Genomic DNA, 12867 nt, shown 5'->3' with positions numbered 1-12867 from the left:
GGCCACCGGCTGAGGGCGAGGACCGGATGGCCCGAGACAGACTGCTCCTGAGACGAGGTTCATGCCCGAGACCACCCGCGACCCGACCCGCCCCTCGCCCGACGCCCTGCTCGAAGCGGCGCGCCGGGAGGAGCGGACGCGCGGGCGCCTCAAGGTGTTTCTCGGGGCCGCCCCGGGGGTCGGCAAGACCTACGAGATGCTGACCATCGGCCGGGCCCGGCTGAAGGCTGGGATCGACGTCGTGATCGGCGTGGTCGAGACGCACGGCCGGGCCGAGACCGAGGCCCTGCTCGACGGCTTCGAGACGATCCCCCGCCGGTCGGTGCCGTATCACGGCACCGTCCTTCAGGAGATGGACCTCGACGCCCTCCTCGCCCGCCGGCCGGCGCTGGCGCTGGTCGACGAGCTGGCCCACACCAATGCCCCGGGCTCGCGCCACCCGAAACGGTACCAGGATGTCGAGGAGCTTCTCGATGCCGGCATCGACGTTCTGACGACGCTCAACATCCAGCACGTCGAGAGCCTCAACGACGTGGTCGCCTCGATCACCCGTATCCGGGTGCGCGAGACGGTGCCGGACGGCGTTCTCGACCGCGCCGACGACATCGAGGTTGTGGACCTCAACCCCGACGACCTCATCCAGCGCCTGAAGGACGGCAACGTCTATGTCCCAACCCACGCCGAGCGGGCCCTGAAGCACTACTTCTCCCGCGGCAACCTGACGGCGCTCCGCGAGCTGGCGCTGCGGCGCACCGCCGACCGGGTGGACGACGAGTTGCTCGGCCACATGCGGGCCAACGCCATCGCCGGCCCCTGGGCGGCGGGCGAGCGCGTGCTGGTCTGCGTGAACGAGGACCCCCGCTCCGCAGGCCTCGTGCGCTACGCCAAGCGCCTCGCCGACCGCCTGCATGCGCCCTGGACGGCGCTCTCGATCGAGGGGGCCCGCGCGGCGACCTTGAGCGAGGCCGAGCGCGACCGGATCGCCGAAGCGTTGCGGATCGCCGACCGGCTCGGCGGCGATGCCGTCACTCTCCCGGGCGGCCGCCGGATCGCCGACGACGTGCTCGACTACGCCCGGTCCGCCAACGTCAATCACATCGTGGTCGGCAAGGCGAACCGGTCATGGCTGTTCGAGCTGCTCAACGGCTCCGTGGTGCACGATCTCGTGCGGGGCAGCGGCGCCATCAGCGTGCACGTGGTCCCCGGCGAGGCCGTTCCGGATACGACGCAGCCGCGCCGCCCCGTCGCGGTCGCCCCGTCGCGGTCGGGCTTCGAGGCGCGGCCCTACGCGGTCGCGCTGTCGGCCGTCGCCGCGGGGCTCGGCGCCGCCATCCTCGCTGAGCCCTATGCCGGCGTCGAGAACGCCGACCTCTTCCTTCTGACCGCCATCGTCGCGGTGGCGGTGCGCTGGGGGCTCGGGCCGGCGCTCGCCGCGGTGGTGGCGGCCTCGCTCGCCTACAACTTCTTCTTCCTGCCGCCGGTCTACACGCTCACCATCGCCGACCCGACCAACGTCGCGGCCTTCCTGCTCTTCACCCTGGTGGCGGTGCTGGTCTCGAACCTCGCCTCCCGCGCCCGCCGCGTGGCGGTGGTCAGCCAGGGCCGCGCCCGGGCCACCGAGCGGCTGTTCGGCTTCTCGCGGAAGCTCGCCGCCTGCGGCACCCTGGACGACGTGCTCTGGGCCACCTGCGCCCAGGTCGCCGCGATGCTGAAGGTCCGCGTCGTCCTGCTGCTGCCCGACGGTCAGGCCGTTACGGTCCGGGCCGGCTACCCGCCCGAGGACATGCTGGACGAGGCCGATCTGGCGGCGGCGCAATGGGCCTTCGACAACGACCGGCCGGCGGGCCGCGGGGCCGACACGCTGCCGGGGGCCAAGCGGCTGTTTCTGCCGATGCGGACCGGGCGCGGCACGATCGGGGTGATCGGCCTCGATTCCGACGGCACCGGACCGATCCTGTCGCCGGAGGGCCGCCGCCTCCTCGACGCCCTGGCCGACATGGGCGCCCTCGCCATCGAGCGGGTCCGGCTCGTGGAGGATCTCGACCGGGCCGAGCGCGCCGCCGAGACCGACCGCCTGCGCCAGGCGCTGCTCACCTCGATCAGCCACGACCTGCGCACGCCCCTCGCGTCGGTGCTCGGCGCGGCCAGCACGCTGCGCGACCTCGAATCCGCGCTTCCGGCAGACGCGAAGGCGGAGCTGCTGGCGACGATCATCGAGGAATCGGAGCGGCTCAATCGCTTCATCGCCAACCTCCTCGACATGACCCGGCTGGAGGCGGGCGCGGTGGCACCGAACCTCTCGGCGCAGGACGTGGCCGAGACCGTCGACACGGCCCTGCGCCGCACCCAGAAGATCCTCGCCGCGCATCGCGTCGCCGTGGAGGTGGAGCCCGACCTGCCGGCCCTGGCGCTCGACCCCGTCCTGTTCGAACAGGTTCTGGTCAATCTCCTGGACAACGCCGCCAAATACGCGCCCGAGGGCTCGACCGTCACCCTGCAGGTCCGCCGCGCCGACGACCGGGTCCGGATCGCCGTGCTGGACGAAGGAGACGGCCTGCCCGAGGCGGATGTCGAGCGGGTGTTCGACAAGTTCTACCGCGTCCGGAAGGGCGATCGGGTCAGGGCCGGCACCGGGCTGGGGCTCGCCATTTCCCGGGGCTTCGTCGAGGCGATGGGCGGCACGGTCACGGCCGGAAATCGCCGGGACCGGAGCGGGGCCTGCTTCACCATCAGCCTTCCCGTGCCCGCCCGAACTGCGCCCAAGGACATCGCCGCATGAGCCCCACGGTCCTGGTGGTCGACGACGAGCCGCCGATCCGCAAGCTCCTGCGCATGGGCCTCGCCACGCAGGGCTACGCCGTCCTGGAGGCGCCCGACGCCCGGACTGCCCTGGCGCTGCTCGGGCGCGAGGGAGTGGACCTCGTGATCCTCGACCTCGGCCTGCCCGACATGCGCGGCCACGATCTGTTGCGGGCGGTCCGGGCGAGCCATCCCGATCTGCCCGTCGTCGTGCTGTCGAGCCGCGACGACGAGGGCGGCAAGGTCGAGGCGCTGGATCTCGGCGCCAACGATTATGTGACCAAGCCCTTCGGCATGGCGGAGCTGCTGGCCCGCCTGCGGGCCGCCATGCGCCACCAGCTCGCCGCGCGGGGCGAGCGGCCGATCTTCCGCGTCGACAATCTCTCGGTCGATCTCGTCCGCCGGATCGTGAAAGTCGACGAGGCCGAGGTGAAGCTGACCCCGCGGGAATACGACTTCCTGCGCGTCTTGGTGCTGCATGCCGGCAAGGTGCTGACCCACGCGCAGCTCATGCGCTCGGTCCCGTCCTCGTCCGATCCGCAATATCTGCGCGTCTACGTGCGCCAGCTTCGCCAGAAGCTGGAGGCCGATCCCGAACGGCCGCGCCTCCTGCTGACCGAGACCGGCGTCGGCTACCGCCTGCGCGCGCCTGACGACGAGCCGGTCCCGCATCCCCGCGCCGCCGACGGCGCCGCGACCCACTGATCTCGAGGATAGCCCGATGCGTCCCTGCGCCCGCGATTTCGCGCGATGACCGTGGACCAGATCCTCGTGCCGGCCGACGCCCTCGTCGGCCTGCGCATGGCCAGCAAAGGCGCGTTGCTCGAGGAGCTGGCACGCCGTGCGGCCGGCGCCCTCGGCCTGAGCGCGGGGGCGATTTATCCGGCGCTCGTCCGGCGCGAGACCCTCGGCTCGACCGGGATCGGAGACGGCATCGCCCTGCCGCATGCGCGCCTCGACGCGATAACGCGCCCGTATGGGATCCTCGCCCGGCTCCGTGAGCCGATCGATTTCGAGGCGGTCGACGACCGGCCGGTGGACCTCGTCTTCCTGTTGCTGCTCCCCACGGCCGCCGAGGGCGAGCCGCTTAACGCTCTGGCCTGCGTGGCACGGCGCCTGCGCGATCCCGAGGCCGCCGCGGCCATGCGTGCGGCGCGGGATGCGGCGGCTCTCTATGAGGCGGCGATGCCCCGGTAGCCGTGCGGCCCGGCCGTCAATGCGCCCCGCCCGTCTCGACGAACTTGAACAGGAACACCGCCGCGATCACCCAGACGATCGGCTTCACCTCCCGGGCCCGGCCGGCGAGCAGCTTCAGCGCCGCGTAGGTGATGAACCCGCAGGAGACGCCGGTGGCAATCGAGTAGGTGAAGGGCATCAGGAGGGCCGTCACGCAGGCCGGCACCACCTCCGTGAGATCGTCCCAGTCGAGCTCCACCAACTCCCGCAGCATCAGGCAGGCGACGTAGAACAGCGCCGGTGCCGTGGCGTAGGCCGGGACGGCACCGGCCAGAGGGGCGAAGAACAGGCAGGCGAGGAACAGAACCGCCACGGTGGCGGCCGTCAGCCCCGTGCGGCCGCCCTCCTCCACGCCGGAGGCGCTCTCCAGATAGGCCGTGGTGCTCGACGTGCCGAGAAGCGCGCCCGCGAAGACCGAGACGGAATCGGCCATCAAGGCCCGGTCGAGGCGGCGCATCCGCCCGTCTGTCAGGAGCCCGGCGCGGTTCGCCACGCCCATCAGCGTTCCGGTGGCGTCGAACAGCTCGACCAGGAACAGGACCAGGATCACGTTGAGCAGGCCCGCCGAGAGCGCCCCCGGAATGTCGAGGGCAAAGAGCGTCGGGGTGATGGAAGGCGGGAGGGCGACGACACCCTGGAAGGTGTTGCCGGCGAACACGAAGCTCAAAGCCGTCACCGTCAGGATGCTGGCGAGCAGCGCCGCCCGAACCTTCCGCGCGGACAGGACGGCCACCATCAGGAAGCCGACCACCGCCAGGATCGTCTCGGGCTTGTGCAGATCGCCAAGGGTGACGAGGGTCGCGGGGTTCGCCGCCACGAGGCCGGCATTCTTGAGCGCGATGATCGCCAGGAACAGGCCGATCCCCACCGTGATGGCGATGCGCATGGAGCGCGGGATCCCGTCGACGATGAGCGCGCGCAGCCCGGTCAGGGTGACGATCAGGAAACACAGCCCCGAGATGAATACCGCCCCGAGGGCGGCCTGCCAGCTGAAGCCGAGTTGCTGGACCACCACGTAGGTGAAGTAGGCGTTGAGACCCATCCCGGGCGCGAGGGCGATCGGGTAATTGGCGTAGAGCGCCATGATCAGCGAGCCGAGCGCCGCCACGAGGCAGGTCGCCACGAACACCGCGCCCCGCGGCATGCCGGCATCCGCCAGGATGCTCGGATTGATGAAGACGATGTAGGCCATCGTCAGGAAGGTGGTCAGCCCCGCCAGTACTTCCGTGCGCACGCTGGTGCCGTGCTCGGCGAGGCGGAAGGTGCGCTCCAGAAAGCCGGGTTTGGCCGCCGGCGTGGCATCCCGCGGTTGATCCATCACGAGAGCCCGGTCCTGCCGGCCGCCACGGCCCGGTAGATCCTGTCGGGGGCGAAGGGGGTCGTGGTCAGCCTCGCGCCGGTCGCGTCGCGGATCGCGTTGCCGAGCGCCGCCGCCACCGGGTTGAAGGGCGACTCGCTCATCGACTTGGCGCCGAGGGGGCCGATGCTGTCGTACGTGTCGGCGAACAGGACCTCGGTGTCCGGCACGTCGGCGCAGGCGGGGATGTGGTAGTCGCGGAACGTCTGCGTGATGAGGCTCCCGTCCGCACCGACGCGGACCTCTTCGTAGAGCGCTGCGCCGATCGCCTGCGCGACGCCGCCCTCGACCTGTCCGCGGCACTGCATCGGGTTGATGACCCGCCCGGCATCGGCGGCGTGAACGCTCCTCAGGATGCGCACCACCCCGCTCACGGGATCGACCGCGACCCGGAAGGCGTGGACGTTGAACGCCACCGAGCGCGGGCTGCCGTCGGCCCGGCCGGCCGCGTCGAGCGGTCCGATCGCCGCGAGCGTCACCGGCCCGGCCGGCGTATCGACGACATCCCCGGCCACGCGGCAGGCATCGGGGGACACACCCGCGATTTCCGCCGCCCGCGTGCGGATCCGGACCGCGAGCGCCTCCGCGGCGCGGAGCGTCGCCAGACCCGCCACAACGGTCCCCGTGCTGCCATAGGCGCCGGTATCGTGGCCGACGCCATCGGTGTCCGCGCCCGCGATGCGAACGCGCTCCGGCGCGACGCCGAGCGCCGAGGCCGCGATCTGCCGATGCACCGTGCTGGTGCCGTTGCCGAACTCCGCCGTCCCGACGCGCACGGTAAAGTGCCCGTCGGCGTCCAGGCCGACCCGCGCATCGGCATGGTGGCCGCGCGGGGGAATCGTGTCGATCATCGCCACCGCCATGCCTGTCCCGGAGCGCCAGCCGGCCTCCGGCTCCGGTCCCGGCTCGGCTTGCAGCGCCTCCTCGACCAGGGTCAGGCACTGGTCGAGGCCGTAGCTGCCGAACACCACGTCGTGGGGCTCCAGGCTGTTCGAGACCAGGGCGTCGCCCGGCTTGACGGCGTTGTGCCGCCGCAGCGCGAAGGGGTCGAGGCCGAGCCCGCGGGCCACCTCGTCCAGGGCGGATTCCAGGGCGAAGATGGTCTGGCTCAGCCCATAGCCCCGGAAGGCCCCCGCCGGCAGCGTATGGGTGTAGACGGCGCGGCCATCGACCCGCTTGTTCGGGCAGACATAGGCGGCCAGCACCTCGTTGCAGGCGTGATGGATCACGCCGCCGGCGTGGTTGCCGTAGGCGCCGGTGTCGGACAGGACGTCCAGGCTGAGCGCCGTCAGCGTGCCGTCGCGCCGGGCGCCGACCTTCACATCCACCCGCATCGGATGACGCGTCGTGGTTCCGACGAACTGTTCCCGGCGGGTCAGCTCCCAGCGGACCGGCCGGCCGGTGTGCAGGACCGCCAGGGCGACGAGATCCTCGGTGAGCATCTCCTGTTTGCCGCCGAAGCCGCCCCCGACCCGGGCGCAGACCACGCGCACCGCGTCCTTCTCCAGGCCGAACAGGTCGGCCAGCGCGTCCCGGGTCAGGAACGGCACCTGGGTGCTCGTGCGCAGCGTCAGGCGGCCGTCCTCGGCGCGCCATCCGATGCAGCCATGGGTCTCCATGGCGGCGTGCTGGACGCGCTGCGACCGGAACGTCCCGGCATAGACGAAGTCGGCTTCGGCCAAGCCGGCCTCCACGTCGCCGACCGCGCCGTGGACCTCGCCGGCGAGGTTGGGGTGGCGTCCGAGGGGCGGCGCATCATCGCCCGGGCCGTCGCGGGGATCGTGGACCCGGGGCGCGTCGGGCTCCAGGGCGCGGTCCGGATCGAGGAGCGCCGGGCGGACCTCGTAGGTGACCTGAAGGGCCCGGCAGCCGGCCTCGGCGGCCGCTTCAGACTCCGCCACCACGGCGGCGACGCGCTGGCCCACGAAGCGCAGGATCGGGTCGAGCACCCGCGTGTCGGACGCATCGTCCCGCGGATCCTCGTGGCGGCCGGTGGAGAACCGGCGCGTCGGTGCGTCCGCATGGGTCAGCACGGCCACGACCCCCGGGACGGCGCGTGCCGCCGCGGCGTCGATCGCCACGACCCGGGCATGGGCATGGGGCGAGCGCAGGACCTTGAGATGGAGCGTGTCGCCGAGCGGGGCGTCCAGGGTGAAACGGGCGCGACCGGACACCACAAGCGGCGCAGCCGGCGCCGGGCAGTTCCGCCCGACCGGATCTCCACAGCCGCCGCGCTCTACGGACCTTGCGCTGCCCGCGATGGCCTCGCGGATGGCGCGGTAGCCGGTACAGCGGCAGAGATTGCCCTTGAGGGCGGTGCCGAGATCCTGCTTCTGCCCCTGGTCGAGCCTCGCCGCCGTCATGATCATGCCCGGCGTGCAGAACCCGCACTGGAAGCCCTGGGCGTCCAGGAAGGCCTGCTGCGTCGGATGGAACTCGGCGGGCTCGGGATCGTCGGGATGGCAGGGACCCGCCAGGCCTTCGATCGTCGTCACGCTCCGGCCCTCGGCGCGGAATGCCGGGACGAGGCAGCTGTGGACCGGCTCGCCGTCGAGATGGATCGTGCAGGCGCCGCAATCGCCGGCGTCGCAGCCCTTCTTGACGCCGAACCAGCCCGCCTCGCGCAGATAGGTCCGCAGGCACTGTCCGGCCCGCGGCGAACCCTCGTGCATCGCGCCGTTGATCATAACCTTCATGACGCGGCTCCCGGCGACGGCGCCGCGTCGAGCGACGCGCGGATCTCCTCGGCGAAGTGCCGGGTCATGTGGCGGCGCCAGTCGGGCCGGCCGTGGACATCGTCGTGATAGAGGGCATCTGGAATCGCAGCGTCGAGGGCACGCGTCAGCGCATCCGGACTCGGCCACTCGTCGAAGGTCAGGCGGAGCGGACGCGTCACCGAGGCCGTGACGGTCAGCGCGAAGGCGCCGTCCGCGGCGCGCGTCCCGATGAGCAGCGCGCCGGAACGGCCGTTCGGGCTGAGGCTGACGCGGCGGAACGCCGTGCGGCGCGCAAGGGCAGCGGCCGGCATCGAGAGGCTGCGGAGGACTTCGCCCGGTCTCAGGGCATTGCGCTGCGGACCGAGGACGAAGTCGATCACCGGGACGTGGCGCTCGGTCCCGTCCGCGGACCAGATCGTGCAGGTCGCGTCCAGGGCGGTCGCGAGGGCGATCATCGGGCCGGCCGGGAGGGCGAGGCAGACATTGCCGCCGACCGTGGCCACGTTCCAGATCTTGAAGGAGCCGAGCAGCGCCCGACAGCACTGGCCGACCAGGGGCGCCGCGTTCCAGCCCGGCGGCAATTCCAGCCGGTCGAGTTGCGCGATGGTGCAGGTCGCAGCCAAAGTGAGGCCGCCTGCGTCGATCGTGTGCGGCGGCCAGTCGAGGGTCGCGAGGTCGATGAGGCGCCGCATCCCGACCTGCGGCTCAGAGAACAGCCACGTGCCGCCGCCCAGGCAGGCATCGCCGTCCTGCCAGACGGGCAACTCGATCCGGCTGCGCGGACGCAGGACGGTCTCGATTGTATTGAGGTCCATGCCCCCTCGCCGGTCCGGTGCCGGTTCGGTCCGGCCCTTCACTATGCCGGCCGATATGAGGCACCGGTCAAGCCGCGGCGGTGCCGGGGAACCTTGGCGCCCCCGCCCGCCTCGGCCTAGGATGAATCAGAATCGCGTGAGATGGCCGGCTGCGGCCCGCTCGGAGATCCCCATGGCCCTTACGGCATCGCGCTACGGCAAGGAGCGGGTTCGTGTGCTGCGTCTCGCCCGCGACGGCGAGCACCATACGCCGCGGGAGCTGACGCTGTCGGTCATGCTGACCGGCCGGTTCGAGGCCGCCTGGACCACGGGGGACAACCGCGCCGCCATCGCCACCGACAGCCTCAGGAACATCGTCAACGTCACGGCGGCGCAGAACCTGACTCTCGACGCGGAAGCCTTCGTCGCCGCGGTCGCGCAGGTCCTGCTCAAGACCTATCCGCAGATCGAGGCCGTCGGCATCGAGGCAGAGGAGATCCGCTGGCTGCGTCACGCGATTGCGGGCGCGCCGCACGGGCATACCTTCACGCGGGACGGGAACGGCACCGGCTTCGTGGCGCTCACCGCCAGCCGAGCCGGTTCGACGCTGCGCTCCGGCCTGCGGGGCTACACCTTCATGAAGACGACCCAATCGGGCTGGTCGGATTTCGTTGCGGACCGATACCGGACGCTGCCGGATACGACGGATCGCATCGCCGCCACCAGCATGGATGCGACCTGGACATGGGCGTCGCCCCCTCCCGATTGCAGCGAGGCCAATGCCCGCATCCTCCAGACGCTGCTCACGGTGTTCGGCACGACCTACAGCCGAGGCATTCAGGACAGCATGTACCGGATGGGTGAGGCCGCGCTCGACGCGGTTCCGGAACTCGCCGAGATCGGCTTCGTGATGCCCAACAAGCATTACCTGCCGATCGACCTCACGGCATTCGGCCTCGACAATGCTGGAACCGTCTTTCTGCCGACGGACGAGCCTGCCGGTCGCATCGAGGCGACGATCGGCCGGATCGCCTGACGTCCCTCGACGCGCGACGGGCCTGGAAACGGCGCCCGTCCGTCGGTGCTCCCCGGCGACAGCGGGACCGCCGCCTGCAGGGCGGATACCGGTTGCTCCGCGCCGGGGCAGAGCACGGCGCGTCAGTCCGCCGGAAAAGCTCACGCTGCGCACAACGCAGGATTGTCCAAGATCAAGCCCTGAAACGTAAGGGCACAATCTCTGGGCGATGACTCGGGGTTTACTGGACAGTCCGTTCTCGCCGGTCATCGCGTGTGATTCTGATGTAGGGCGGCGGGCCCTTAACGGCACTGAAACGGTACGCACCTATGAAAGATGTCGATTGGCTGGGGCGTCGGTGAGAACCCAAGGTCGTTTGGGACGACAAACGACGCCTGGACTAGATAAAAGCCAGCTTCGACCGTGCTGTTGCGCGCTTCTGCCGCACCGCGGTCGTTATATGTGGAGGATCAATGTTCGAGGGACTCAGGACTCGGAACGACCAAGCCGCAAAACTTGCAGCTCTGAGCCGATCCCTTGCCACGATTGAGTTCGCGCTCGACGGCACAATTCTGGACGCCAACGAGAACTTTCTCGCGGCCATGGGCTACACGCTCGCGGAAATCCAGGGCCGTCACCACAGCCTGTTCGTCGAACCGGCCGTGCGAGAGAGTGAGGACTATCGCCGTTTCTGGGAGAGCCTGCGGCACGGTACGTTCGAGAGCGCCGAGTACAAGCGCCTCGCCAAGGGTGGCCGCGAGGTCTGGATCCAGGCAACCTACAATCCGGTGCTCGACGCGGGCGGCAAGCCGGTGAAGATCGTCAAATTCGCCACCGACATCACGGCGCAGAAGCTGCGGACCCTCGATCTCGAAGGGCAGATCACCGCGCTGCATCGCTCGCAGGCCGTCATCGCCTTCTCCCTCGACGGCACCATCGTCACCGCCAATCCCAATTTTCTGAACGCGGTGGGTTACGAACTGGACGAGATCGTCGGACGCCATCACAGCCTGTTCGTGAGCGAGGCCGAGCGCACCAGCGAGGCTTACCGCCTGTTCTGGGCTGCGTTGGCGCGCGGCGAATTTCAATCCGGGGCCTTCAAACGCACCGGAAAGGGCGGTCGCGAAATCTGGATCCAGGCGACGTACAACCCCATCACCGACGTGGACGGCAAACCGATCCGCGTCGTCAAATTCGCCACCGACATCACTGCGCAAGTCCATGAACGGCAGCAACGCGCGGCCGCGCAGCGCGCGATCGGTGATGAACTCGACGCCATTGGCGGCGCCGTGGCGGACGTCACGCGCCAAGCCGACGAGGCGGTCACGCGCGTCGGCCGCGTGTCGAGCGACATCCAGTCGGTCGCCATCGGCGCGGAAAAGCTGTCCGCGTCAGTGGACGACATGAATCGGCAGGTGAATCACGCGGCGGATGTCGCGGGACAAGCCGTGGAACAGGCGCAGCGCACCGGTCAGATCGTGACGGGGCTGAGCGAAAACGCCACCCAGATCGGCGATGTCCTCGGCCTCATCTCCGGGATCGCTGCCCAGACCAATCTGTTGGCTTTGAACGCGACCATCGAGGCGGCGCGGGCCGGCGCGGCCGGACGCGGCTTCGCGGTGGTGGCCACGGAGGTGAAGACCCTCGCTGCCCAGACCGGCCGGGCGACGGACCAGATCCGACTCCAGATTGCCTCTACCCAGTCAGCAACCCGTGAGGCCGTCGACGCCATCGATGCGATCCAGGGAACGATCCATACGTTGAACACGGTATCGTCCACCCTCGCGGCTGCGGTGGAAGAACAATCCGTGGTCATGCGGGCGATGTCCGGCAGCATGCAGACCGCAGCGCAGGATGTGTCCGCGATCTCGGCGGGCATGAACACGATCGCGCAGGCCAGCGCCCGCGCAGACCGGGCGACGCGTCAGGTCCGGGAAGCTTCGCGCGCCTTCGGCTGAAGGTGGAAGGGCCGGACGTCGCGCGGGTCAAACACTTCCGCCGCTATCCGCACGCGCGTCGGCACTCGCGTATGCCGGATCGCCCATCCGTAGCCGGACGAGATTACTGGCTTATTCAATATCGTGCGCCGCAATGAGCTGTATTTGAAGCAATTTGGTCAAACGATTTTGCAGAACGAGACCTTCGGGCTCGCGCGCGGGTCCGACCAGCCGGACTTCGAGCGTCGACGGCAATGTCGCGGATGACGAGACAGCTCAACTGCACCGGCTGTCCGCACGGCAACCGGCGGTGCGGGCTGATCGGGTCTGAGCCCGTGTGCGTCTCGCGTCTGAAGAGCGTGCCATAGGGCAATGCCGGCGGCCGCCCAGAGGGTGGGCCATACGCTACGCGCCGGGCCTCGGCTGCACACTTGTCCCGGGCCGGCTTACCCGGCGGCAGGCCCTCGCCTACCCGTCACCGCAGTTCGTGAGCGGGAGACGGATGCGTGGTGGAGCGAACCTTGCGCAAGGCAGGTCGGCTGAAGCGGTTGTGGCCGGGGCGGGCGTCGCCCCTTCCGCCGGCGCCGCGCTTGCCGACCCCGGGCAACCTCCCTGAACCGCCTCCGCACCGCGGCTTTACGGCATCGGAATTGATCGCGATGGCGCGCCAAGCCCGGGCTGCGGACAATGAGGCGGATCCGGCGAAATCGGCGAGCGTTTCTTGACGTCACACACGGTCCGCCGGGAGATGGTCCATGGGATTGGTCGCCTTCATCGTCTTCGTGTGCCCGTGGATGGGCTTGGCCGGCCTGTTGTGGATGCGCGCCCAGCAGACCAAGCCGCTCTGACCTCGGTGCAGACGCAGTCTCGCCCGGCGTTGGCGGGGTAGACTGAGCGACGCATCTGCGGCGCTCGGCAGGCGGCGCGGCCGATCCGGCGTGCAAGCGATGTGCGGATGGGATCGGCGGCGTGCCGCAGCGCGACGCGCGGCGTGTGCCGCCCACAGGCAGAT

The 12867-nt window shown here is 70.2% G+C and carries 8 protein-coding genes; 5 read left to right on the top strand and 3 right to left on the bottom strand.

From position 1 onward, the window contains the following. Positions 1-61: 61 nt before the first annotated feature. The 3 genes from MCBMB27_RS25400 to MCBMB27_RS25390 are packed head-to-tail and all read left to right on the top strand — an operon-like array spanning position 62 to position 3996. Positions 62-2779: a sensor histidine kinase gene (locus MCBMB27_RS25400; RefSeq protein ID WP_075381558.1), complete on the top strand. Its 2718-nt coding sequence runs from the start codon at positions 62-64 to the stop codon at positions 2777-2779. Next, entirely contained in the window at positions 2776-3504 is a 729-nt protein-coding gene (locus MCBMB27_RS25395; protein WP_043356449.1) for a response regulator transcription factor, read from the top strand. The genes MCBMB27_RS25400 and MCBMB27_RS25395 overlap by 4 nt, the downstream gene beginning before the upstream one ends. Positions 3505-3549: 45 nt before the next feature. Then, a complete protein-coding gene (locus MCBMB27_RS25390) occupies positions 3550-3996 on the top strand; it encodes a PTS sugar transporter subunit IIA (RefSeq protein ID WP_075381557.1) in 447 nt (148 codons plus the stop codon). Positions 3997-4012: 16 nt separating this feature from the next. Here MCBMB27_RS25390 and MCBMB27_RS25385 read toward each other — a convergent pair whose 3' ends face one another. Genes MCBMB27_RS25385 through MCBMB27_RS25375 form a run of 3 tightly spaced genes read right to left on the bottom strand, consistent with a single transcriptional unit; the run spans position 4013 to position 8924 of the window. Then, the gene (locus MCBMB27_RS25385) at positions 4013-5353 is read right to left on the bottom strand and encodes an NCS2 family permease (protein WP_075381556.1); all 1341 of its coding nucleotides are present in this window, start codon (positions 5351-5353) and stop codon (positions 4013-4015) included. After that, positions 5353-8088: a molybdopterin-dependent oxidoreductase gene (locus MCBMB27_RS25380; protein WP_075381555.1), complete on the bottom strand. Its 2736-nt coding sequence runs from the start codon at positions 8086-8088 to the stop codon at positions 5353-5355. Before MCBMB27_RS25380 ends, MCBMB27_RS25385 begins: the two co-directional genes overlap by 1 nt. Beyond that, positions 8085-8924: an FAD binding domain-containing protein gene (locus MCBMB27_RS25375; RefSeq protein ID WP_075381554.1), complete on the bottom strand. Its 840-nt coding sequence runs from the start codon at positions 8922-8924 to the stop codon at positions 8085-8087. The genes MCBMB27_RS25380 and MCBMB27_RS25375 overlap by 4 nt, the downstream gene beginning before the upstream one ends. Before the next feature lie 172 nt (positions 8925-9096). On the opposite strand from MCBMB27_RS25375, the gene pucL reads away from it, so the two are divergent. Further along, a complete protein-coding gene (gene pucL / locus MCBMB27_RS25370; RefSeq protein ID WP_075381553.1) occupies positions 9097-9939 on the top strand; it encodes a factor-independent urate hydroxylase in 843 nt (280 codons plus the stop codon). A 452-nt stretch (positions 9940-10391) separates the two neighbouring features. After that, positions 10392-11876, top strand: coding sequence for a methyl-accepting chemotaxis protein (locus tag MCBMB27_RS25365; protein ID WP_075381552.1), 1485 nt, complete (start codon positions 10392-10394; stop codon positions 11874-11876). Positions 11877-12867 lie beyond the last annotated feature (991 nt).

This window comes from Methylobacterium phyllosphaerae, from assembly GCF_001936175.1.
Taxonomy (GTDB): Bacteria; Pseudomonadota; Alphaproteobacteria; order Rhizobiales; family Beijerinckiaceae; genus Methylobacterium; species Methylobacterium fujisawaense.
Note: the sequence above shows the minus strand (reverse complement) of the source record. Positions and strands in the feature narration are given on the sequence as shown.

Excerpts from the sequence above, each read along its gene's own strand:
- MCBMB27_RS25400 (WP_075381558.1), top strand. The coding sequence starts at position 62 with ATGCCCGAGACCACCCGCGACCCGACCCGCCCCTCGCCCGACGCCCTG.
- MCBMB27_RS25395 (WP_043356449.1), top strand. The coding sequence starts at position 2,776 with ATGAGCCCCACGGTCCTGGTGGTCGACGACGAGCCGCCGATCCGCAAG.
- MCBMB27_RS25390 (WP_075381557.1), top strand. The coding sequence starts at position 3,550 with ATGACCGTGGACCAGATCCTCGTGCCGGCCGACGCCCTCGTCGGCCTG.
- MCBMB27_RS25385 (WP_075381556.1), bottom strand. The coding sequence starts at position 5,353 with ATGGATCAACCGCGGGATGCCACGCCGGCGGCCAAACCCGGCTTTCTG.
- MCBMB27_RS25380 (WP_075381555.1), bottom strand. The coding sequence starts at position 8,088 with ATGAAGGTTATGATCAACGGCGCGATGCACGAGGGTTCGCCGCGGGCC.
- MCBMB27_RS25375 (WP_075381554.1), bottom strand. The coding sequence starts at position 8,924 with ATGGACCTCAATACAATCGAGACCGTCCTGCGTCCGCGCAGCCGGATC.
- pucL (WP_075381553.1), top strand. The coding sequence starts at position 9,097 with ATGGCCCTTACGGCATCGCGCTACGGCAAGGAGCGGGTTCGTGTGCTG.
- MCBMB27_RS25365 (WP_075381552.1), top strand. The coding sequence starts at position 10,392 with ATGTTCGAGGGACTCAGGACTCGGAACGACCAAGCCGCAAAACTTGCA.